Genomic DNA, 22022 nt, shown 5'->3' on the forward strand with positions numbered 1-22022 from the left:
TACAAGACCGCTGTGCTTTAGAAACAAGACCGCTTCGCTTTTAGATTCAAGATGTCTTGACTCTTGGCTCCAGTTTCTTGCTTCTATTAAACCGCAATTCGTACTTTTAAAACTGCCTATTGCTAATTGATTATTGCTTACTGAACATTGTTAATTGACCATTGAAAAAAATATGTCCGAACAAAAACGACTTTTTCTACTTGACGCCTACGCCTTAATTTTTAGGGGATATTATGCTCTCATCAAAAACCCACGGATCAATTCCAAAGGGATGGACACCTCGGCCATCATGGGGTTTGTGAACTCCCTTTTTGATGTGATCAAACGCGAACAGCCCGATCATCTGGCCGTAGCTTTTGACAAGGGTGGCAGTGTGGAGCGCACCGAACTCTTTGAGGATTACAAGGCCAACCGGGACGAGACACCGGACGCCATCCGCATTGCGGTGCCCTACATCCAGGATATCCTCAAGGCCATGAAGATTCCTATTGTGGAGTTGGAAGGGTATGAGGCCGATGACCTTATCGGGACCATTGCCAAACAGGCCGAAAAAGAGAACTACAAGGTCTTTATGGTGACCCCGGACAAGGATTTTGGACAATTGGTGAGCGAGAATATTTTTATGTACCGCCCGGCGAGAATGGGCAACGGTATAGAAATCTGGGGCATTCCCGAAGTGCAGAAACGCTTCGGCGTGAAACGTCCGGAACAGGTGATCGATTATTTGGGGATGATGGGTGATGCCAGTGACAACATTCCCGGACTGCCTGGTGTGGGCGACAAGACCGCCAAGAAGTTTTTGGAAGACTTTGATTCCTTGGAAGGATTGTTGGCCAACACGGATAAGCTCAAGGGCAAAATGAAAGAAAAAGTGGAGGAAAACGCCGAACTCGGCCGTTTGTCCCGCCAATTGGCCGAAATCAAAATTGATTGTGATGTGCAGTTCCACGCCGAGGATTACGAGATGTGCCCTCCCGATTCCGAAAAAGTACAGGAAATCTTTGAGGAACTCGAGTTCCGTAGGTTGAAGGAACAGTTTATTAAAATATTCTCCGGGGAAGCTGAGCCCAGCGCTCCCGTGACCAGCACCGAAACCGCCAAACAGGAGGCCAAAGTGGCCGGAAGCGGTCAATTCACCCTTTTTGGGGGCGACCCCGCCGAGGCGGCGGCCACCATCAAGGACCATAGCGGCCGAAAGACCGTTGCCGATGTACCCCATTTTTATCAGACCGTGCAACATGGTTTGGGCATGGAACTGTTCTTGGAAATGCTCCTGAAACAGCCCACCGTCTGTTTTGATACGGAGACCACCTCCATCAACCCCTTGGAGGCCGAACTGGTGGGGATTGCCTTTAGCTGGTCGCCCGGCAAGGGATTTTACGTCCCCTTTCCCGAAGGGAAGAACGATGCCATGCCCCTCATTGAAAAATTGCGTCCCTTCTTTGAATCGGAAAATATTGAAAAGGTGGGGCAAAACCTCAAGTACGACATCAAGGTGATGCAGAACTACGGCGTGGAGGTCAAGGGCAAGCTGTTCGATACCATGTTGGCCCACTACCTCATCAACCCTGATATGCGCCACAACATGGACGTACTGGCAGAGACCTACCTCAACTACACCCCCGTTTCCATTACCGAGCTCATCGGCAAAAAGGGCAAGAACCAGCTCAGCATGCGACAGGTGCCTTTAGAAAAACAAACGGAATATGCCGTGGAGGATGCCGACATCACCTTTCAATTGGGGCTGCACTTTGCCCCGGAACTGAAAGAGGCCCAAACGGACAAACTGTTCGAAGACATTGAAGTACCCCTGCTCCGCGTCTTGGCCGATATGGAGCGGGAAGGCATCAATCTGGATGAGGACTACCTGAAAGACCTCTCCACTGCCCTTGAAACGGACATTGCAGAACTGGAAAAGAACATTTACGAGCAGGCCGGGGAGCAGTTCAACATTGCCTCTCCCAAACAGTTGGGCGATATCCTTTTTGACAAGCTAAAACTGGTGGACAAGCCCAAAAAGACCAAAACGGGACAGTACTCCACCGCGGAGGACGTGCTCTCCTATCTGGCCAAGGACCATGAGATCATCCAAAATGTGTTGGACTACCGCGGACTGGCCAAACTCAAGAGCACCTATGTGGATGCCCTGCCCAACGAGGTACAGAAAGAAACCGGCCGCGTGCACACGGACTATATGCAGACCGTGGCCGCCACAGGACGTTTGAGCAGCAACAACCCCAACCTGCAGAACATCCCCATCCGTACCGAACGGGGAAGGCAGGTGCGCAAGGCCTTTATCCCACGGGATGAAAACTACGTGCTACTCGCTGCGGATTACTCCCAGATAGAGTTGCGCATCATTGCAGCCTTGAGCGAGGAAGATACCATGATCTCCGCTTTTAAACACGGAGAGGACATCCACGCCTCCACGGCATCCAAGGTATTCAATGTGCCGATTGAGGAAGTGACCCGTGAACAGCGAAGCAATGCCAAAACGGTGAACTTTGGGATCATTTATGGGGTATCGGCCTTTGGGTTGAGCAACCAAACGGACTTGAGCCGTACCGAGGCCAAGGACCTCATAGACACCTATTACAAGACCTATCCCAAACTGCGCAACTACATCAGCGAGCAGATAGATTTTGCCCGTGACCACGGCTATGTGCAGACCATTTTGGGCCGAAGACGCTATTTAAAGGACATCAACGCCGGGAACCAGGTGGTGCGTGGCGCTGCGGAGCGAAACGCCGTGAACGCGCCCATTCAGGGGAGTGCGGCGGACATCATCAAGATTGCCATGATCAACATCCACAAAAAGCTTTCCGAAGGAAAGTACAAGACCAAGATGTTGTTGCAGGTGCACGATGAATTGGTGTTCGATTGCTACAAGCCCGAGTTGGAGGAGATGAAAAAACTCATTAAGGCCGAAATGGAAAATGCCTATACCCTCTCCGTGCCCTTGGATGTGGAAGTGGGTGTGGGCGAGAACTGGTTGGAGGCGCATTAATACTTGACTTTATAAGAAGATATTTTGTAGACGAACATATTTAACCAAAAGAACATATTATGACAAAACATTCAGTATTAATGCTTGTTTTGCTTTTATGGGCCAGTTCATTGTTTTCACAAAGCGATTCAATCAAATTATTGGTTGACAAAACAAATAGCAAGAATTTTGATATTTGGGAGCTTATAAATTTTGCAAATAGCAATTTGGATTCTGAAGAAGACCTTGCCCGTTTTTTTTATCTATGGATCGGAAACAATATTACCTACGATTATAAACTTTTGGAAGAACTTGAAGATGGGATTTTATCCGACGAAAATTTTTGGGCAAGTCAGGATGTTCATTTGGTCTACGAAAATCGTCAAGGAGTTTGTGCGGGATTTGCAGGATTGTTCCACTGGTTCATGAATGAACTCAATATAGATTCAGGTATCATATCCGGACATATAAGAGATGAAAGAAACCCTTATATAGAACTGGATTCTGATGACAGTTATAGACATGCGTGGAACGCGGTAAAATTGAATGAAAATTGGATTCTTCTTGATGCCACATGGGGAACATCGGAAGATTCATCTATTTCTGACTTTTATTTTGATATGCAGCCTGAATTGGCAATAATGACACACTACCCTGAAGACAGTAAATGGCAACTATTGGAACAACCTCTGAGTCTTGAAGATTTCAATAATTCCAGATTCATGAAGCCTATATGGTTCCATGCTGGGTTTAACACCATTCCCGAACTTAAAAAAGACGATCAATATTACTATTTGGTCTATAAGAGCAATTCAGACAAAGATTGGTCGGTCACATTGATGGTCAGCGATGACAATTCCTCTTATGAGTGGATAAGCGATGCCACATCAATAGAGCAGGATGGGGTCACCTACTTAAGGTTCAAAAAAGCTGGAATACCCGAAAAGGCATATTATAAAATGGATTTAAAACATGATGATAAGGAAAAAGGAACTTCCACTTTCATATTCAATGTTTTTTATTTCAAGACTTGATTATCAACAATAGTAATCCCTAAATAAGAAAACCAACAAAATATAACCTCCCCAAACCCAAATCCCATAAAATGCTATCTTTAATCTTCACTTTTGGGAATATGAAGATTTATAATTTCAAGGTACAAAAGACCATGGATGGTAATTTGATGGAGTTTCATCCCACCGTAATCAACGTGAATAATAAAAATTATCTGGTGGATTGCGGGTATGCAGAGACCTATGAGGCATTCACCAAGGGGTTGTCCAAACTTGGAATCGGTGTTCATGACCTGCATGCCATTATAATTTCACATGACGATATTGATCATCTCGGTGCGCTCAAACGCTTTAAAGAGGAAAACCTCGATTTGATTATTTATTGCAGTCAAGTAGAGGAACCTTCGGTTTCCGGAAAAGTAAAGTCTGAGCGCTTATTACAGGCGGAAGCCAATTTGCCTCACATGGACGAGGCGTTTAAACCGTGGGCGCAAAAGTTCATTGTACAATTGCAGGGCATTGAACGAGTCCCCGTGGACATTGCCCTAAAAGATGGGGACCATATTGCGGACGGACTTCATGTTATTGCTACGCCCGGGCATACCCGAGGGCACGTTTCGTTCCATATCCCGGACCAAAAAACACTGATCGCAAACGACGCTCTAGTCATAGAGGAGGGCGAATTCAATATCGCGAACCCACAATTTACCTTAGATTTGGAGGAAGCGGTACGATCGGTAGAGAAAATCAAAACCCTGGGGGCCGAAAAAATCATCTGCTACCATGGCGGGGTCATGGAAGAAGGTGTTGATAAAAAATTGACCGCCCTGATCCATAAATACAGATCAAACCTAAACCATTCATAACGCCCCAAACCCAAATCCTACAAAATGCTATCTTTAGAACATGGACATTAAACTCACCAAAGCCGAAAAGATCGAAATCCTCAACGCTTTCGATATTTATGGCATCATGCAGCGCATTCTGTTGCGTGAGGACAAGATAGACCAGGACCGTGAGCACTTTTGGGTAATCGGGCTGGCCAACAACAACCGCATCCTCTTTATAGAGCTGATCAGTCTGGGCACGGTGAACCGCGCCCTGGCCGAACCCATGGAGGTCTTTAGCCTGGCGCTCCAGAAAAGGGCCGTAAAAATCGTCCTGTGCCACAACCACCCATCTGGCGAGCTGGTGCCCACCGAGGTGGACAAGGACATCACCGACCGCCTTATACAAGTGGGCATTATTGTGAACACCGAGGTGCTGGACCACTTGATCATTACTACCGAGAGCTACGTGAGTTTCAAGAACATGGGGCTTATGGAAGAACTGGCCGAAAGCACCCAGTACGTGCCCAACTACGTGCTCAAGGAACGCTACAAAAAAGAGGCCGCCGCCCTAGCGCAACGAAAGGAAAAATTGGAAATCGCCCGGCAACTCAAGGCCAACGGTGTAGATATGGAAGTCATTGCCAACTCCACCGGCCTTACCGTGGACGAGGTGAAAAAGTTGCGGGGGAAGGGGAAATAGACAAAACACTTTCAATAAAATGAAGAAACTGCTCTACCTTATGTTTGGACTTTTTATTTCTGGTTGTTCTTCGCAGCCAAAGTTTCTAAATGAAGCTCAATACACAAAAAAGTATTTTAAGATTATTTCAAAAAAATATCCTGAAGTAATTTATGAAATCAAAGAACCTCTTGTCCTTAAAGCCAGTTATGGAAAAGGGAAATCAGTAACTCATTATTTGGACAATTCCTATCGTGAATACAAGCTGGACCCCAATGATTTGGATGATATTATTGAAAAATACACCAATGCATCGGCAGGTGTTTATACAAAAAGCAAAGAAATCGATATTAACCGAATTGTTCCAGTAATTAAACCGAGTGACTATTTTGAGCAGCTAAAAACGCTTGGAAATTCCACTTATGAAGATTTTAAAGTTCCAGAATTGATTTGGGAACCTTACAATGAAGATTTGATTATCGTTTATGCTGAAGACAGAGACAACAACATCAACTATTTTAATCAGGAGGAATTTGAAAAATTAGAAATCGCCAGAGATTCACTCTTGGAATTTTCAGTGAACAACCTTAGTAATATTGTGCCGAAAATTGAGACAGTTGGGGAGAACGGAAATTTTGGATTAATAGCTGGTGGAGACTATGAAGTGAGCCTTATGTTAATGACCAGTATCTGGACGAAGGAGAATTTTGATGTGGATGGTGAAATTGTTATCGCAATACCAAATCGGGATTTAGTTTTCATAACAGGCTCAAATGACAATGAGGCGATTGAAAAACTAAAAAATACAGTACAGGAAAGTTATGAAACTGGAAATCATTCAGTCTCTAGAAGTTTTTACAAATGGAATGGCGAAAAATTTGAAAAATTATAGGTTCGGAAACTGACAACGACCATGTTTCTTTTTTGATTTTCAATAAATCATCCCGGACCTCCTTAAATCCAAATCCCAAAAAATTTAAATCATGGAGTTGAACCAGACCAGCCCATAAGACCAACTTCCCTCCATGGAAACACAAAACATTGAACTCCTCTATTTTACCGGCAAAACCTGTGGGGTCTGCAAAGTGCTAAAACCAAAGTTGTTGGAAGCCGTTCAAGAAAATTTTCCCAAGGTGGCCATTCGTGTGGTGGATGTGGAGGAGGAAGTGGAGTTTACCGGGCAATCCATGGTCTTCACACTTCCTGTCGTAATCCTCAAGGCAGACCACAAAGAAATGTACCGCTTTGCACGCAGTTTTTCAGTGTATGAAGTCTTACAAAAAATCGAGCGCCTGAGTGGGGAATAGGGCCTTTTCCCACTGAAAAAAACTACGCTGCCACACCCCTAAAATTTCCATCAACGGATTGAACAATTTTATACCTTCAACTAAAAATTCAAGAGTATAAAATGATTCATCCAGATACAGAATTAAAGTTTATCAGCAATGAAATCGGGTATGGCGTAGTGGCCACCAAGTTCATCCCTGCGGGCACCATCACTTGGGTCTTGGACCGCTTGGACCGCGAGTTCACCCCTTTGGAGCTCCAACAAATGGATCCCATTTACCAAAACATTTTGGACACCTACACCTTTCGCAACAACAAGGGCAATTACATCCTCTGTTGGGACAACGGGCGGTACGTGAACCACAGTTTCAACTCCAATTGCTTGACCACGGCCTACGATTTTGAGATTGCCATCCGCGACATACAGCCCGGGGAACAACTGACGGACGACTATGGCTACCTCAACATTCCCCTGCCCTTTAGGGCAGCCGACGAGGGCACCCGCCGCAAGATCGTGTATCCGGACGACCTTCGGAAATACTACAAGGTGTGGGACAAAAAAATTGAAAAGGTGTTCGGGAGCATCACCAAACGGCAACAACCCCTTCGCCCCTTGCTCCCCGAAGCGCTTTGGGACAAAATTGAGGGCATTGTGGCCGGTAAAGAGGAACTGGAGTCCATCCTTTCCAATTTTTATAACGGGGAAAGCCTATAAAATGCTTGTTTTGACCATCCGATAAGTTTTTGCAATCCCGATCATTAGTATCTTTAGGCAGTTCATGAAAGAAGTGCTGCAACAGATATTGCCCGAGGACAAAGTGGAACAACTGCTCACCATAGGTCAGGTAAAAACCCTACAAAAGGGCGATTACTTTGTCCGGGCGGGGGAAATCCCCAAAGGCTTTGCCTTTGTAAAATCGGGACTGTTCAGATATGTGTACATCACCCCCAAGGGGAACGAGTTCACCAAGGGCATCATCATGGAGCATGATTTTATCAGCTCCTACTCGGCCATGACCTCCAATGCCCCTTCCCATTTTTTTATCGAGGCGATGGAAGATGCCGAGATATTGGTCATTCCCTACCCAAAATGGCTCTTACTTTTTGAAACCGATGTGTTTTGGGTGAAATTTTTGCTGAAATCCATTGAAAAGGGATTTTCCAAAAAGGAAAAAAGGGAGCGGGACCTCCTGCTCTTGAATGCCGAAACCCGATATCTGGATTTTTTAGAGGAATATCCCAATATCGACAAAAGGATCAACCAGACCATTATTGCCTCTTATCTGGGCATTCAGCCGGAAAGTCTCAGTCGCATCCGGAAAAATATGCAGACTTAACATACATCAATGCCGTGCCGGTTTCACCGATTTACTTTTGGTGCATATCAATTGTAAATGCAAAAAACATGAAACTATCCGGCAACACCATCTTGATCACGGGCGGAAGTTCGGGCATTGGCCTTGAACTCAGCAAACGCTTGATCAACAACCAAAACAAGGTCATTATCTGTGGTCGTTCCCAACAAAAGTTGGAACGGGCCAAAGCGCAGCTCCCCCAACTGGAAACCATCCAATGCGACCTTTCCCAAAAAGAGCAATGCAAAGCATTGGCCCAAGAAGTGATGGAGAAATACCCCAAAATCAATGTACTCATCAACAATGCGGCCTTGGTCCATAAGGTTGATTTTCTCACCACGAACCACATTATGGAAATGGCGGAACAAGAAGTGGAAACAAATTTTTTGGCCCCGCTTCGGCTGATCCATTTTCTGTATCCGCAATTGCAACAAAACGCGGATGCACACATCATCAATGTGACCACCGGCCTTATTTATACCCCACGGGCCGATTATCCTTTTTACAATGCCACCAAAGCGGCCCTCCACTCCTTCACCCAAGTCTTCCGGAGCAAAACGGAAACTGGCAAGGTGCGGACCGTTGAGGTCATGTTCCCAGCGGTGAACACCCCATGGCACAAGGGAAATCCACCCAAGATTGCCATCTCCACCGAAAAAGCTGTGGATGGAATGCTTGCAGGACTACAAAAAGGCCGTCCCGAGGTGAGGATTGCTAGGGTAAAATTGCTGTACAAAATTTCAAGGATTGCACCAAAGTTCGCTTTCAACAAAATAAACAGTCTTGCAGATGTGTGATTTCACACCCGCACAAACCCCTAAAATCAAAAAAGGCACCCCGAAAGGTGCCTTCTTCATTTGCTCAAAACATGTTAATTGCCAAAACTGTTGGCCAATCTGGGTTTGGGGCTTTTGCTCCCTTTAAACAAATCCGATAGCGGTTTAAAGTGTCGCTTCCACTGGTAGGGAGCAAAGTCAAACCATAATTTTGCCTCGGCCAATTCGTTTCCATCAATTTCAAAGCCATTCTCCACGGCAAAATCCAAACTTTCAAAGGTATTGGCAGATTCTTCCATTCCATCCCTATAGATGAACTGGTTGCCCCAGCCGGCCAAATAAAAGCGTAAAGCGGTATATCTTCCCTTGGGAAGGGCAAGCAGGCTCTTGGAGCGCAAGAAACATCCCGAAGGGATACCTTTAAGTACCACAGGGTTCTGTCCTGGGAAATCCACAACTTGGTGTTCTTTCCCATCCGCATCCACGGCTGCCAATTTTACAATGTTCAGGGTCATTTCAGAAACTTTGAGCGAGGTAGCGGCATTGTTTTTCATGATCAACTCCTTGCTTCCGTTCTGTGGCGCGTACCAATCGGCCATGATACTGGGCGTAAAAGGCACTGTACTCCATATTGTTGGATAAAATCTTGTCTTTTTCATAATCCTGTATATTAAAATTATACAAGGGCAAAGTTGCGGTGGATTTGAAATGCGTGCGTCCATAGAATTCACCAGTTTCTATGCTATATTACCCATATGATGGATTTTAGGCTTATTTTAGGTTAAAATTTTGTAAACCATCCTTTCTTTGTGACCCAACAACCGCTCAAGACCTTATGAAAATCAATTACATTTTTCTGCTTTTGGCCTTGATTGCCGAAATCATTGGGACCATTGGTGGCTTTGGGTCTTCGGTCTTTTTTGTGCCCTTGGGCAACTTTTACTTTGATTTTTATTCAGTGTTGGGCATGACGGCCATTTTTCATCTATCCAGTAACCTGAGTAAGATTTTTTTGTTCAAGAAAGGGTTGGACAAAAAACTGCTGCTGTACATTGGTGTTCCATCCGTATTTTTTGTGATTGCCGGAGGATTTCTTTCAAAACTGGTGGATGGCTATGCCCTTACCGTGGTTCTTGGTGTTTTCTTGGTGGTCTTTAGCCTATTGTTCCTCATTAAAAAAGAGATCGTGGTGCTGCCCAATAAACGGAATGCGGTCATCGGAGGGACACTTTCGGGCTTCTCCGCAGGACTTTTGGGAACGGGCGGTGCCATACGGGGGTTGACGATGGCCGCTTTCAATCTGGAAAAGCATGCGTTTATTGCCACTTCGGCCTTTATTGATTTTATGATTGATTTTTCCCGGACCTTTGTCTACTATAACAACGGCTACATCGGAAAACAGGAACTCACCTACCTCCCCTTTTTGTTCGCCATTGGGTTGATAGGGACCTATTTGGGCAAAAAGATACTGGCGTACATTCCACAAGACAAATTTAGGAGCTTGAGCCTGCTGTTCATTCTCCTTATTGGTCTAGCAACCCTGATACAGATAATGGTGGCAAAGTGATTTAGCTTTCCTCGTAATTCTCCCCTATTTGGTCCAAGACCTTTAAAAAGGTCTCAAACTCATTTGGTCCCAGATTTTTTACTGCCAATTTTCGCAATTGGAGCGCGTCCGGCAATACGAGGTCAATCACCTCTTGACCTTTGGGGGTAAACTCCAACTTAAATCGTTTTTGGTCGCCATCAAAACGGGTTTTGGCAATCCAGCCCTTTCGCTCCAACCCACCAATTACCCGTGAAGTTGTGGCCCTGTTCCGGAAATTGCTTCGGACAATGTCCCGTTGGCTGGCCTCATCGCCTAACTCATAGATGCGGTGTAAGATCACCCACTGCTCAATCGTCATTTCAACACCCAAGTCCTCAAAGGTCCTTAAATAGGCATCTTGAATCTTGCGGAGGACCAAATCCAAGTGCAATCCAATCCCCTGTATTTCATCTAGGTAGTTAAGCATCTGTTCTGTGTTCCCACAAAAATAGGAATTCCCTTTTTATAGCTCCTGCTCTTCCCTTGGACAGGGTTCCCAATTTTAGTTTAAAATTTAACGTGGAAAATAATTTCGTTTCCCAAAAATACTTATTTTTGTTGCATAGACAACAAAGTGACTTAACAACTAAAAATATTCATCATGGAGACATCTGCACTTACCAAAACATCTGATCAAGGGACGGATTTTATGCCCATCAATGGCACAGATTATATTGAACTCTACGTAGGCAACTCCAAACAAGCAGCCCATTTCTATAAAACCGCTTTTGGTTTCCAATCCTTGGCCTATGCCGGGCTGGAAACTGGGTTAAAAGACCGCGAAAGCTATGTGGTGGTACAGGATAAGATTCGATTGATCCTTACTTCTCCCCTAAAAAGTGGCACAAAGATCGGCGAGCACATAGATACGCATGGCGATGGGGTAAAAGTGGTGGCCCTTTGGGTTGATGACGCTACCTACGCCTACAACGCTGCCATGGAACGTGGCGCCAAATCGTACATGGAACCCCAAGTGGAAGAAGATGCCACTGGTAAAGTGGTACGTTCTGGCATCTACACCTATGGGGAAACCGTCCATATTTTTGTGGAACGCAAAGATTACGATGGAGTATTCCTTCCTGGCTTCAAAAAGTGGGAAACCCCAGATTACAATCCCACTTCCACTGGCCTAAAATATGTTGATCATATGGTGGGCAATGTGGATTGGAACAAAATGAACCACTGGGTTGGTTTCTATGAAAACGTCTTGGGCTTTAAGAACATCCTTTCTTTTGATGACAAGGACATTTCCACCGAATATACCGCCTTGATGAGCAAGGTGATGAGCAACGGTAACGGCCGTATCAAGTTTCCCATCAATGAACCTGCGGAAGGAAAGAAAAAATCACAGGTAGAGGAGTACCTCGATTTTTATGAAGGCGAAGGGGTACAGCATATCGCTGTGGCTACGGACGATATCATCCAAACCGTCCGAGATCTTAGAAGCCGTGGGGTTGAATTCCTACGTGTACCCGACACCTACTACGAGGCCGTGACCGACCGTGTTGGCAAAATAGATGAAGATATTGCCCCTTTGAAAGAACTGGGCATTTTGGTGGACCGTGATGATGAGGGCTATTTACTACAGATCTTCACCCGTCCCGTGGAACCCAGACCCACCATGTTTTTTGAAATCATTCAAAGAAAGGGCGCACAATCATTTGGAAAAGGTAACTTTAAGGCACTGTTCGAAGCCATTGAGCGTGAGCAAGAGCTTCGGGGAACATTGCATTAATAGTTGTAAATTATAAATATTGAATTTTAAGTAGGGCAGTGTACCCACTATTCAACACTTAGCACTGATAACTTAAAACTTAAAAAATGCCTATCTATCATAAACTCGGGAAAATACCGCAAAAGCGACATACCCAATTCGAGAAACCCAAGGGTGGGCTCTATTATGAGCAATTATTCGGCACCATAGGTTTTGATGGGATGTCGTCCTTGCTCTACCATATCCATCGCCCTACGCAGGTCAAGGAGATTGGCAAGGCCGTGGATGTACGACCAAAGATTGCTGTGGACAAGAACATCACCAGTCGCAAGCTCATTGGTTTTGATGTGAAACCCAAGGATGATTTCTTGGAATCCCGTGAACCGCTTTTGGTCAACAATGATGTCCATATTGGACTGGCGGCTCCCAGAAAATCCCTTACGGAGTATTTCTATAAAAATGCCGATGCGGATGAGATGTTGTTCATCCATAAGGGCTCCGGGGCCTTGAAAACCTTTTTGGGCAATATCCCTTTTGAATATGGGGACTACCTCATCATTCCCCGCGGAATGATCTATCAGATTGAGTTTGACACGGAGGACAATCGCATCCTTTATGCCGAATCCTTTCATCCCATGTATACCCCAAAGCGATACCGGAATTGGTTTGGTCAATTGCTAGAGCATTCGCCTTTCTGCGAACGGGACTATAAATTGCCTCAAGATTTGGAGGCCCATGATGAGACCGGGGAGTTTTTGATGAAAATCAAAAAAGAGGGCATGTTGCACCAATTGGTCTATGCCACGCACCCTTTTGATGTTGTGGGTTGGGACGGCTACAATTACCCCTACGGTTTTTCCATTCATAATTTTGAACCCATTACGGGCCGGGTACACCAACCGCCCCCAGTACACCAGACTTTTGAGACCAGTGCCTTTGTGGTGTGTTCCTTCTGTCCAAGGCTGTACGATTATCACCCAAAGGCCATTCCAGCACCTTACAACCACTCCAACATAGACTCGGATGAGGTATTGTACTATGTGGATGGTGATTTTATGAGTCGTACCGGAATTGGACCAGGATACATTTCCCTGCACCCTGCCGGAATTCCACACGGACCACATCCTGGAACCTACGAAGCCAGCATTGGTAAAAAGGGCACCGAGGAACTCGCCGTGATGATAGACACTTTTAAACCCTTGAAGATAACAGAGAATGCCCTCAAGATTGACGATGGCAAATATTACAAATCTTGGATAGAGTAAAATTAAAGAACTATCATTTCGAAATGAGTCCTGATGGTATTGGGGCGATTTAGAAATCTCAATTTCAGATTTCTCACGTTCGTTGGAAATGACAGAAATAAGAAAAAGAACATCAATGATCATAGATATACCTGAAAATTCAGACTTTTCCATCCATAACATCCCTTTTGGGATTTTTTCAACCAAAGACCGAAGCCCACGGGCCGGGGTTGCCGTAGGGGACCATATTTTGGACTTGGTCGCGGTGGCGGAGTTGGATGTTTTTGATTTCAACGTGGCCGTTTTGGAGCGGGAAGACCTTAACGATTTTATCTCCTTGGGAAAAGAAATCACCTCAAGGGTCCGGAAAAAAATCCAATATTGGCTCAAGGACGATACTTCCCCATTGGCTGGCAAACCTGAATTGTTCGTAAAACAATCCGAAGCACAAATGCATATGCCGGTCTGCGTCGGTGATTATACCGACTTTTATTCCAGCATTGAACATGCCACCAATGTGGGCAAAATGTTCCGCGATCCGGAAAATGCCCTGCTGCCCAACTGGAAGCACATTCCTGTGGGCTATCACGGTAGGGCCAGTTCCATTGTGGTGAGTGGCCAACCCATTCACAGGCCTAAAGGGCAAACCTTGCCAAAAGACGCCAACACCCCTGTTTTTGGACCCTCCCAACGGCTGGACTTTGAACTGGAAATGGGATTTGTGGTGGGCAAGAACACTGATTTAGGCGAGAGTGTATCCACCAAGGAGGCCGAAGATTACATTTTTGGACTGGTGCTGTTCAATGATTGGTCGGCACGGGATATCCAAAAATGGGAATATGTGCCGTTAGGCCCATTCTTGGCCAAAAACTTTGCCTCTTCCATTTCCCCTTGGATCGTTACTTTGGATGCTTTGGAACCATTCCGCGTAACTGGACCAGAACAAAAGCCTGAAGTGCTCCCCTATTTAGAGTACGAAGGAGAAAAAAACTACGACATCAACCTTGAAGTGGGTATTACCCCGGATGGAGGTGATGAAACCACCGTTTGCCATAGTAACTTCAAATACATGTATTGGAACATGGCACAACAATTGGCACACCATACCGTGAACGGTTGCAACATCCATGTGGGTGATATGATGGCCTCCGGCACCATTTCGGGAAAAGATGAAAACTCCTATGGTTCTATGCTGGAGCTGGCCTGGATGGGTACCAAACCTGTACAACTGAACGATGGTTCCGAGCGCAAGTTCATCAATGATGGCGATACCGTGACCCTTCGTGGTTATGCACAGAAAGAAGCCATACGGGTTGGTTTTGGAGCCATTTCCACTAAAGTATTGCCCGCAAAATAAGTTTATGAGTTACAGATATCACATTGAGCGCAGTCGAAATACCATCTTAGTTTTAATCCATATCTCGACTGCGCTCGATATGACAGCAAAGTCAATCCCATGATCAAGACCGTAGACCCAAACCAGATTTCACAACCCGAACTCCACAATATCATGCTCACTGCGGTGGCCCCAAGGCCCATTTGCTTTGCCAGTACCGTGGATAAGGAAGGTAATGTAAACCTGAGCCCGTTCAGTTTCTTCAATGTGTTTAGTTCCAATCCGCCTGTGATGGTATTTTCTCCCTCACGTAGCGGTAGAGACAATAGCTTGAAACATACCCACGAGAACGTTAAGGAGGTCCCCGAGGTCGTCATCAATATCGTCAACCACGATATGGTGGAACAGATGTCATTGTCCAGTACCGCCTATGACAAAGGGGTAAACGAGTTTGTAAAGGCCGGTTTCACCCAAGTACCCAGTGAAAAAGTAAGACCTCCCCGCGTGGGCGAAGCCCCTGTTTCGTTTGAATGCAGTGTGATGGAGGTCATTGAACTAGCCCAAACCCCGGGAGCTGGCAACTTGATCATGGCCAAGGTGGAACTCATCCATATCAACGAGGCCTATTTTACAAACGGTGTTTTGGACACCGAAAAATTGGATTTGGTAGGCCGTATGGGAGGCAGTTGGTATATCAGGGCCTCGAAGGATGCCCTTTTTGAAATTCCCAAGCCCCTTCGCACCAAAGGTATGGGCGTGGATGCCTTACCCCAAGGCATTAAGGAAAGTGAGGTATTGACAGGAAACAATCTGGGACGATTGGGGAATATGGAACAGCTCCCTTCCAAACAAGATGTAATGAATATCTCCCAAGCACCCGAAGTAAAAACATTGTCCAAGATTGAGTTGCACCGATTGGCACAGCGAATTTTGGAAGAAGGAAATACCCACAGGGCCATGTCCATTTTGTTGCACGCAGAAACCTTATAGTTCATGAAAAACGGAATAGAATCCATTTTTAAGGCCCATTTGGTGCCCAAAGAAGTATATAAAGGGGGCAAGAACATCCCTCCTTCCGACAAAAAAATTTATAAACTTTCCTCCAATGAAAATCCGCTGGGAGCATCACCCAAAGCGGTTGAGGCCATAAAAAAAACCGCCGATCGGATTGATTTGTATCCTGACCAGACCGATGTCCGTCTCCGACAGGCCCTTGCCCAAGATTTTGATGACAAACTGAACGAAAATCAATTTCTCTGTGGGAATGGTGGCTCCGAAATCATAGATATGATTCTACGGGCCTTTATCAATGAAGGGGACGAGGTCATTTATTCCAATCCCTGCTTTTTGCCCTATTCGGTCTTTTCAAGGTGGTATGGCGCCCAATTGATAGATGTTCCCTTGATACAACCCGATTACACCTTGGATGTCGATGGAATTCTCAATGCCATTTCTGAACGGACCAAGGTCATTTTCCTGACCAGCCCCAACAATCCCACGGGAACCTATATCCCCAAACCGGTCATGGATGATTTCATCTCCCGTATCCCCAAAAATATTGTGGTGGTGTTTGATGAGGTCTACCGTCATTTTGCTGATGCCGAAGACTATGTGACCGCGCTCCCCTATGTGTTGGGCGGTCATAATGTGATAGGCTTGAACAGTTTTTCAAAAACCTATGGTTTGGCAGGCCAACGGGTGGGCTATTGCTATACCACTGCCAAGATTGCCAATTACATCCGGTTGATCCACAAACCCTTTTTGTTGCCCCAGACCTCGCTTGAGGCAGCTCTGGGCGCTTTAAGCGACCATGGGTTTATTAAAAAAACAGTCCAAACCGTACACGATGGCCGAAAGTTTTTGGCCAAAGCCTTTGATGAAATGGGAATTACCCATTGGGCCAGTCAAGCCAACTTTTTCATCATAGACCCTCCACTTCCTGAAATGGAATTTACTGATAGGATGATGGATGAAGGCATCATGGTACGGCCGGTCTCCCAATTTGGGGCTCCAGGAAAGGTGCGCATTACCATTGGTGACCACGAGGCCAACGAAGCCGTGGCCCATGCCGTTAAAAAAATTCTTGGCCTTCAATCATAGCACAAAGCGATAGGTAGCCTTCAACAGGAAAATGTTCTGTGGTTTCTGTCCAAAAATATTATCGTTCAAGCTGGGCAGTAATCCGTTTGTGGGGTCTCCATTACGGGACACGTCTTGGGACCACACCAAGAACAGTTCGGAACCTGGAATGTACTCCCATCGAATCACCAAATTGGAACGGAACTGCACAAATGAAAAGTCTGGATTGTCAAAGCTGAAATCTTCAGTACCGTCCAAATTTTCATCAACGGAATAAACATCATCCATCAATGCAACCTGATCTTGATCATAGGTCATAATCCTATCTTCAAACCGTTTGGCCGTGGCATCGGTCACATATTTAAAGTTCGTATACCTACCTCTGGAAATAAAAGGTTGTCCCCAATATTGAATGGTAAGGTTGGGATTGATGGTATAATTCAATCGAATGGACATACTCAAGGTGCGCTGGTCAATCTCGCCATTTAGGTATCGGGGTGACCCGTTCACATCATCAAAATTATCAATGAACTGAAGCTTGTCGTGGTTGATCCTTAGCGAGGGAAAAGCCGAGACGCTCAAGGCATTGATAGGTTGATAGGTTACCCCTCCCTCCATATAATAGGACTTGTATGAATTATCCAGTGCCTTTTGGCCATTGTGGAAATAGAAAAACCGCATTTTCTTCCGGTTATCCGTCTCAATATTGTTCCAAAAACTCACCCAGGGCGACAATCGCAAACGAGGCCCACCCCGCAAGGCAAAGTTGGAATATTCAAGAGGTGCATAATTCAAACCAATATTACTGAACCAATTGCCTTTCCAGTTTTGCCAGCTGTTGGTATTGAATTGCAAATAATTGTGGTTGCCCCCATAGTCCCAAGCGGTGTAATGGTTATAATTGATACCCAATTGTCGAAACGTGTTGTCCGGTTTTAAGGTACGGTAGCCTACCCAAGTGTAGTGTCTAATATCATCGGACTGGCGTTGAAAGCCAATATCGTTGAGTTCGAGTTCCGGGGAACGCCAGGTTGCCCCACTTTCAAATCTGAAATTACCCTTTCCAAGTTTTCCTATTTGAAGATTACCCCCGGTACCGGTCAAGGATGTCCTGGTTGAATCCAGCTCCAAGTAGTCGGCATCAACACGGTGAAACAGGTGGGTGATGGATTCTTGGGTATTTTTGATAGCAGCCTCGCCCCCTTTTACATGGCTAAAGGTGATGTTTCCCTCCAAGTACCAATCCCTATTGTTCCACTGGTGCTTAAAATCGACTCCTCCTGTAAACGAGGATCGATGTAAAAAGTCAAGGGCTTGGGGTAATTCTTCTCTATGGGTAGCCGTAAAGATACCTCCTATATATGAGTTCCGGTCATTAAAATCTTTCTGCAATCTTCCCACAAAATAATTGGTCATGGGCTCCACCATCTCCTTGCGACGATCACTGCTCACCCCCGAAATGGTGGCCCGTCTTTGGGCGGTGACACTTTCCAATACCCCAATGGCCCAACCATTCTTGGTCTTACCACTGAACTTGGCCGCTCCTATGATCGGTGTATTGGCCGGTTGGTCCACAAACTCACCATCTTCGGTATCGAGACTTCCCTGTGGACTTCTACCGATACGCCTCGAATAAAAAATATTGTCGGAACCAAAAGTGTTTCCTGCTTCGGACTGGGAAATATTAAAATCAAAAATATTCTTGTTCTCCACAAAAAAGGGTCGCCTCTCCTGAAAGAAAATCTGGAATCCATCCAACGCAATGGCAGAAGGGTCTGCTTCCACTTGTCCAAAGTCTGGGTTGACGGTCAAATCCAAGGTAAGGTCATTGGTCACCCCTATCTTGGCATCCAGCCCTACGGTAATATTGCTGTCACTACCGTCTTCAAAGGGATTTCCTTCCTCTGCTTCAAAGGTTTCAGTCTTGGCAACTGTGTAAGGTTGAATTTCCACTTGCCTTTGGGGTTCAATGTTCTTAAGTCCATGCAATTCTCCAAACTCACTGGTCCAACCAGCAACATCCCTGGGCAAGCGCTGCCACACGGAGCGCTCCTCATTTCTAAAATACCTTCGCATTACCTGAAACCCCCAGACCTGATCTTCGGCATGGCCAAACTTGATTTGACTGAGCGGTATCCGCATTTCGGCGGTCCACCCTTCCTCATCGGTATGGGTCTTTACATACCAGATAGGATTCCAGCTGTCGTCCTCATCGGCACCATTGTTTGATCCAAAAACATCTCCCTTTACCCCTGCTGCGGTGACAATGAAGCCAAAAGAGGTTCGCTTATCCAAATAGCTGTCTATAAAAATACCGATCCAATCTCCGTCAAAGCCATCCCTTCGGGACAATCGCTTTACAATTTTCCCTGGTTCGTCATCAAAACACCGAACACCTATATATAAAGACTTCCCATCATAGAGTACTTTGAATGCAGTCTGTTGACTAGGAGGAGTATTTTCATCTGGGCGCTGTTCTATAAAATTATCTCCCCATTGCACCAAGTTCCACGAGGAATCATCAAGGATCCCATCTATATCAGGTGCTGGTTGATCACCCAAATCATGGGTCTGGTAAATTTTTTTAGGGATAACAAGGGTTGAGTCTTGGGCTTGTGCAACAGCAATGAACAAACCACAAAAAAAGATAAAGCAAAGGTATTTCACCTGATTTGTTTTTTGATTGATCCCTATAAAGACCCAACAAGGCTATTCCAGTTACAGTTTTCGAAGACTTTAAACTTTCTTTAACAAAAAATAATAGATTTATGAGTTGTTTTGACCCTTTCCAGTATAAAATGGAAAAACCAAAAAAATATTCCCAATCAACCGTTTGTAATTCAATCTAATAATTGTACATTTGCAGCCCGTTTATCGGGATAGGTTATTAAATCAATACTATTAGAGCAGTGGACACATTAAGTTATAAGACTATTTCCGCCAATAAATCTACCGTTGACAAGCAATGGTTATTGGTTGATGCTGAAGGACAGACATTGGGTAGATTGGCGTCGAAAGTAGCCAAATTGCTTAGAGGAAAGCATAAAACCAATTACACTCCCCATGTGGATTGCGGAGACAATGTTATTGTCATCAATGCCGAGAAAATCAATTTGACCGGCAATAAGTTGGATGACAAAGTATATTTGAGATATACAGGATATCCAGGTGGACAGCGCTCTGCTTCCGCTAAGGATGTTTTGGAAAAGCACCCTGAGCGAATCATTGAGAATTCGGTGAAAGGAATGTTGCCCAAGAACAGACTTGGCGCCGACCTTTTCCGAAACCTAAAAGTATATGCTGGTTCTGAGCATGGACAAGAAGCACAAAAACCAAAAGCAATAAACTTAAACGACTACAAATAATGGAAGTGGTTCATAAGATTGGTAGAAGAAAAACTGCTGTGGCAAGGGTATACGTTTCTGAAGGTAAAGGAAACATTACCATTAACAAAAGAGATTTAAACGATTACTTCACCACGGCCACTTTGCAATATAAAGTAAAGCAGCCTTTCGCCTTGACTGAAACTGAAGACAGCTATGATGTTAAGGTAAACGTATATGGTGGTGGAATCACCGGCCAGGCTGAAGCCGTTCGTTTGGCTTTATCCAGAGCCATGTGCGAAATAAATGAAGAGAACAGAAGCGTTCTTAAACCAGAAGGACTCTTGACCAGAGACCCAAGAATGGTGGAAAGAAAGAAATTCGGACAGAAGAAAGCCCGTAAGAAATTCCAGTTCTCCAAACGTTAATATTTCGGTGCAGTTGCACCTATATATAAGTTCATTGAAAACCCTGAATTTATTTTCAGGGTTAAATTTTTAACCAAGTTGTCGTTGTTCCAAAAGGAAAAAAATCGACTTTTTGGAATTTAGTTTAGCATCTAAATGGAGAGGGCGAACTTTTGTGACCACCTCTTTATTGCTACTACAACGGAACGTAAACTAAGTACAAAAAATGGCAAGTAAAATCGAAGTCAAAGACTTATTGGAAGCAGGTGTGCATTTTGGACACCTAACCAGAAAGTGGAATCCCAACATGGCGCCCTACATCTACATGGAGCGCAACGGAATCCACGTTATCAACCTTTACAAAACGGTTGCTAAACTAGAAGAGGCCAACGAAGCCCTAAAGAAAATTGCCGCTTCTGGCAGAAAAATCCTTTTCGTAGCCACAAAAAAACAAGCCAAGGATATTGTTGCAGACAAAGTATCCAAGGTAAACATGCCGTACATCACTGAAAGATGGCCCGGTGGTATGTTGACCAACTTTGTAACCATTCGTAAGGCCGTTAAAAAAATGGCTGCAATTGATCGCATGAAAAAGGACGGGACTTTTAACACCCTTTCCAAAAAAGAAAGATTGCAAGTAGACCGTTTACGTGCAAAACTGGACAAAAACTTGGGCTCAATAGCTGATATGACCCGTTTGCCAGGTGCTATCTTCATAGTGGACACCATGCGAGAGCATATAGCCGTAAAAGAAGCCCAAAAATTGAACATTCCCATTTTTGCAATGGTGGATACCAACTCAGACCCAAGACCTATTGATTATGTGATTCCTGCCAACGACGATGCCGGTAAATCCATAGAAGCCATCTTGGAGGAAGTAACCAAAGCAGTTGCTGAAGGTTTGGCCGAGCGCAAAAATGACAAACAAGACGATAAGGAGGAAGAGGAAGAAGTAGTTGCAAAAGCTGTTGTTGCTGAAGATGATGACGATGATGCCACTGAAGCCAAAGCTCCAAAAAAAGCTAAGCCAGCCCCTAAGAAAGAGGAACAAGCCCCAAAGGCCAAAGCCGCCAAAGCCGATGACCTTACCAAAGTAGAAGGTATAGGACCTAAAGCAGCAGAGGCAATTGTAAGCAGTGGTATTGGAACCTATGCTGAACTGGCAAAAGCTGACCCAGAAAAAATCAAGGAAATCCTAACCGAAGCCAGTTCAAACTTGGCTCATCTAGACCCAACTTCATGGCCAAAACAAGCAAAATTGGCCGCTGATGGCAAATGGGATGAATTGAAAGAATGGCAAGACAGTGTAAAAGGTGGGGTTGAATAAACCAACGCTGATTTAACATTGTCCTAAAACAAAACACCTTTATAGTGTTTTACTTTACATAAATTTTAAAAGCATAAA

Annotated in this window: 21 protein-coding genes; 18 read left to right on the plus strand and 3 right to left on the minus strand. The window is 44.9% G+C overall.

The window, feature by feature from the left end; genetic code table 11:
• The first annotated feature begins 172 nt into the window (after positions 1-172).
• From polA to ACP14V_RS13825, 9 genes are all read left to right on the plus strand, one after another.
• Positions 173-3007: a DNA polymerase I gene (polA, locus tag ACP14V_RS13785; protein ID WP_272608596.1), complete on the plus strand. Its 2835-nt coding sequence runs from the start codon at positions 173-175 to the stop codon at positions 3005-3007.
• A gap of 80 nt (positions 3008-3087) precedes the next feature.
• Complete coding sequence (locus ACP14V_RS13790; RefSeq protein WP_272608597.1) at positions 3088-4020, plus strand: transglutaminase domain-containing protein; 933 nt, start codon at positions 3088-3090, stop codon at positions 4018-4020.
• Positions 4021-4091: 71 nt separating this feature from the next.
• Entirely contained in the window at positions 4092-4865 is a 774-nt protein-coding gene (locus ACP14V_RS13795) for an MBL fold metallo-hydrolase (protein WP_272608598.1), read from the plus strand.
• A gap of 40 nt (positions 4866-4905) precedes the next feature.
• The gene (locus ACP14V_RS13800; RefSeq protein ID WP_272608599.1) at positions 4906-5529 is read left to right on the plus strand and encodes a JAB domain-containing protein; all 624 of its coding nucleotides are present in this window, start codon (positions 4906-4908) and stop codon (positions 5527-5529) included.
• A 19-nt stretch (positions 5530-5548) separates the two neighbouring features.
• Positions 5549-6400, plus strand: a complete 852-nt coding sequence (locus ACP14V_RS13805; RefSeq protein ID WP_136566687.1) for a DUF1444 family protein — start codon at positions 5549-5551, stop codon at positions 6398-6400.
• A 133-nt stretch (positions 6401-6533) separates the two neighbouring features.
• A complete protein-coding gene (locus ACP14V_RS13810; protein ID WP_272608600.1) occupies positions 6534-6815 on the plus strand; it encodes a thioredoxin domain-containing protein in 282 nt (93 codons plus the stop codon).
• Positions 6816-6916: 101 nt separating this feature from the next.
• Positions 6917-7510: an SET domain-containing protein gene (locus ACP14V_RS13815; protein ID WP_272608601.1), complete on the plus strand. Its 594-nt coding sequence runs from the start codon at positions 6917-6919 to the stop codon at positions 7508-7510.
• A gap of 64 nt (positions 7511-7574) precedes the next feature.
• Positions 7575-8132, plus strand: coding sequence for a Crp/Fnr family transcriptional regulator (locus ACP14V_RS13820; protein ID WP_272608602.1), 558 nt, complete (start codon positions 7575-7577; stop codon positions 8130-8132).
• Between the two features lie 68 nt (positions 8133-8200).
• On the plus strand, positions 8201-8947 hold the full coding sequence (locus ACP14V_RS13825; protein WP_272608603.1) for an SDR family oxidoreductase: 747 nt from the start codon (positions 8201-8203) through the stop codon (positions 8945-8947).
• Between the two features lie 74 nt (positions 8948-9021).
• Here the strand turns inward: ACP14V_RS13825 and ACP14V_RS13830 are convergent, their stop codons facing one another.
• The gene (locus ACP14V_RS13830) at positions 9022-9585 is read right to left on the minus strand and encodes a hypothetical protein (protein WP_136566682.1); all 564 of its coding nucleotides are present in this window, start codon (positions 9583-9585) and stop codon (positions 9022-9024) included.
• Between the two features lie 176 nt (positions 9586-9761).
• Between ACP14V_RS13830 and ACP14V_RS13835 the strand changes: the two genes are divergently transcribed.
• Positions 9762-10493, plus strand: coding sequence for a sulfite exporter TauE/SafE family protein (locus ACP14V_RS13835; protein WP_272608604.1), 732 nt, complete (start codon positions 9762-9764; stop codon positions 10491-10493).
• 1 nt (position 10494) lies between these two features.
• On the opposite strand, the gene ACP14V_RS13840 is transcribed toward ACP14V_RS13835, so the two are convergent.
• Positions 10495-10941 carry a MarR family winged helix-turn-helix transcriptional regulator gene (locus tag ACP14V_RS13840; RefSeq protein WP_272608605.1) on the minus strand — a complete coding sequence of 149 codons (447 nt, stop codon included), beginning with the start codon at positions 10939-10941 and terminating at the stop codon, positions 10495-10497.
• Between the two features lie 174 nt (positions 10942-11115).
• On the opposite strand from ACP14V_RS13840, the gene hppD reads away from it, so the two are divergent.
• From hppD to hisC, 5 genes are all read left to right on the plus strand, one after another.
• The gene (gene hppD, locus ACP14V_RS13845; protein ID WP_272608606.1) at positions 11116-12249 is read left to right on the plus strand and encodes a 4-hydroxyphenylpyruvate dioxygenase; all 1134 of its coding nucleotides are present in this window, start codon (positions 11116-11118) and stop codon (positions 12247-12249) included.
• 86 nt (positions 12250-12335) lie between these two features.
• Positions 12336-13493 carry a homogentisate 1,2-dioxygenase gene (locus ACP14V_RS13850; protein WP_272608607.1) on the plus strand — a complete coding sequence of 386 codons (1158 nt, stop codon included), beginning with the start codon at positions 12336-12338 and terminating at the stop codon, positions 13491-13493.
• A 115-nt stretch (positions 13494-13608) separates the two neighbouring features.
• The gene (gene fahA, locus ACP14V_RS13855; RefSeq protein ID WP_272608608.1) at positions 13609-14829 is read left to right on the plus strand and encodes a fumarylacetoacetase; all 1221 of its coding nucleotides are present in this window, start codon (positions 13609-13611) and stop codon (positions 14827-14829) included.
• A gap of 99 nt (positions 14830-14928) precedes the next feature.
• Positions 14929-15798 (plus strand): flavin reductase family protein, encoded by an 870-nt coding sequence (locus tag ACP14V_RS13860; protein ID WP_272608609.1) that lies wholly within the window; start codon positions 14929-14931, stop codon positions 15796-15798.
• 3 nt (positions 15799-15801) lie between these two features.
• Positions 15802-16908, plus strand: coding sequence for a histidinol-phosphate transaminase (hisC, locus tag ACP14V_RS13865; RefSeq protein WP_272608610.1), 1107 nt, complete (start codon positions 15802-15804; stop codon positions 16906-16908).
• Here hisC and ACP14V_RS13870 read toward each other — a convergent pair.
• A complete protein-coding gene (locus tag ACP14V_RS13870) occupies positions 16903-19554 on the minus strand; it encodes a DUF5916 domain-containing protein (RefSeq protein WP_272608611.1) in 2652 nt (883 codons plus the stop codon). The two genes, hisC and ACP14V_RS13870, sit on opposite strands and share 6 nt — an antisense overlap.
• Positions 19555-19796: 242 nt before the next feature.
• Between ACP14V_RS13870 and rplM the strand changes: the two genes are divergently transcribed.
• The 3 genes from rplM to rpsB all read left to right on the plus strand — a co-directional run bounded on the left by rplM (position 19797) and on the right by rpsB (position 21944).
• On the plus strand, positions 19797-20252 hold the full coding sequence (gene rplM / locus ACP14V_RS13875; protein WP_136566673.1) for a 50S ribosomal protein L13: 456 nt from the start codon (positions 19797-19799) through the stop codon (positions 20250-20252).
• Positions 20252-20638 carry a 30S ribosomal protein S9 gene (gene rpsI, locus ACP14V_RS13880; protein WP_136566672.1) on the plus strand — a complete coding sequence of 129 codons (387 nt, stop codon included), beginning with the start codon at positions 20252-20254 and terminating at the stop codon, positions 20636-20638. Before rplM ends, rpsI begins: the two co-directional genes overlap by 1 nt.
• A 205-nt stretch (positions 20639-20843) precedes the next feature.
• Positions 20844-21944 (plus strand): 30S ribosomal protein S2, encoded by a 1101-nt coding sequence (gene rpsB / locus ACP14V_RS13885; RefSeq protein WP_272608612.1) that lies wholly within the window; start codon positions 20844-20846, stop codon positions 21942-21944.
• Positions 21945-22022: the final 78 nt, after the last annotated feature.

Source organism: Flagellimonas alvinocaridis (assembly GCF_965248585.1).
Taxonomy (GTDB): Bacteria; Bacteroidota; Bacteroidia; order Flavobacteriales; family Flavobacteriaceae; genus Flagellimonas; species Flagellimonas alvinocaridis.

What these genes read in the sequence shown, in the direction of transcription:
- polA (WP_272608596.1), top strand. Translation starts at nt 173, where the DNA reads ATGTCCGAACAAAAACGACTTTTTCTACTTGACGCCTACGCCTTAATT.
- ACP14V_RS13790 (WP_272608597.1), top strand. Translation starts at nt 3,088, where the DNA reads ATGCTTGTTTTGCTTTTATGGGCCAGTTCATTGTTTTCACAAAGCGAT.
- ACP14V_RS13795 (WP_272608598.1), top strand. Translation starts at nt 4,092, where the DNA reads ATGCTATCTTTAATCTTCACTTTTGGGAATATGAAGATTTATAATTTC.
- ACP14V_RS13800 (WP_272608599.1), top strand. Translation starts at nt 4,906, where the DNA reads ATGGACATTAAACTCACCAAAGCCGAAAAGATCGAAATCCTCAACGCT.
- ACP14V_RS13805 (WP_136566687.1), top strand. Translation starts at nt 5,549, where the DNA reads ATGAAGAAACTGCTCTACCTTATGTTTGGACTTTTTATTTCTGGTTGT.
- ACP14V_RS13810 (WP_272608600.1), top strand. Translation starts at nt 6,534, where the DNA reads ATGGAAACACAAAACATTGAACTCCTCTATTTTACCGGCAAAACCTGT.
- ACP14V_RS13815 (WP_272608601.1), top strand. Translation starts at nt 6,917, where the DNA reads ATGATTCATCCAGATACAGAATTAAAGTTTATCAGCAATGAAATCGGG.
- ACP14V_RS13820 (WP_272608602.1), top strand. Translation starts at nt 7,575, where the DNA reads ATGAAAGAAGTGCTGCAACAGATATTGCCCGAGGACAAAGTGGAACAA.
- ACP14V_RS13825 (WP_272608603.1), top strand. Translation starts at nt 8,201, where the DNA reads ATGAAACTATCCGGCAACACCATCTTGATCACGGGCGGAAGTTCGGGC.
- ACP14V_RS13830 (WP_136566682.1), bottom strand. Translation starts at nt 9,585, where the DNA reads ATGAAAAAGACAAGATTTTATCCAACAATATGGAGTACAGTGCCTTTT.
- ACP14V_RS13835 (WP_272608604.1), top strand. Translation starts at nt 9,762, where the DNA reads ATGAAAATCAATTACATTTTTCTGCTTTTGGCCTTGATTGCCGAAATC.
- ACP14V_RS13840 (WP_272608605.1), bottom strand. Translation starts at nt 10,941, where the DNA reads ATGCTTAACTACCTAGATGAAATACAGGGGATTGGATTGCACTTGGAT.
- hppD (WP_272608606.1), top strand. Translation starts at nt 11,116, where the DNA reads ATGGAGACATCTGCACTTACCAAAACATCTGATCAAGGGACGGATTTT.
- ACP14V_RS13850 (WP_272608607.1), top strand. Translation starts at nt 12,336, where the DNA reads ATGCCTATCTATCATAAACTCGGGAAAATACCGCAAAAGCGACATACC.
- fahA (WP_272608608.1), top strand. Translation starts at nt 13,609, where the DNA reads ATGATCATAGATATACCTGAAAATTCAGACTTTTCCATCCATAACATC.
- ACP14V_RS13860 (WP_272608609.1), top strand. Translation starts at nt 14,929, where the DNA reads ATGATCAAGACCGTAGACCCAAACCAGATTTCACAACCCGAACTCCAC.
- hisC (WP_272608610.1), top strand. Translation starts at nt 15,802, where the DNA reads ATGAAAAACGGAATAGAATCCATTTTTAAGGCCCATTTGGTGCCCAAA.
- rpsI (WP_136566672.1), top strand. Translation starts at nt 20,252, where the DNA reads ATGGAAGTGGTTCATAAGATTGGTAGAAGAAAAACTGCTGTGGCAAGG.
- rpsB (WP_272608612.1), top strand. Translation starts at nt 20,844, where the DNA reads ATGGCAAGTAAAATCGAAGTCAAAGACTTATTGGAAGCAGGTGTGCAT.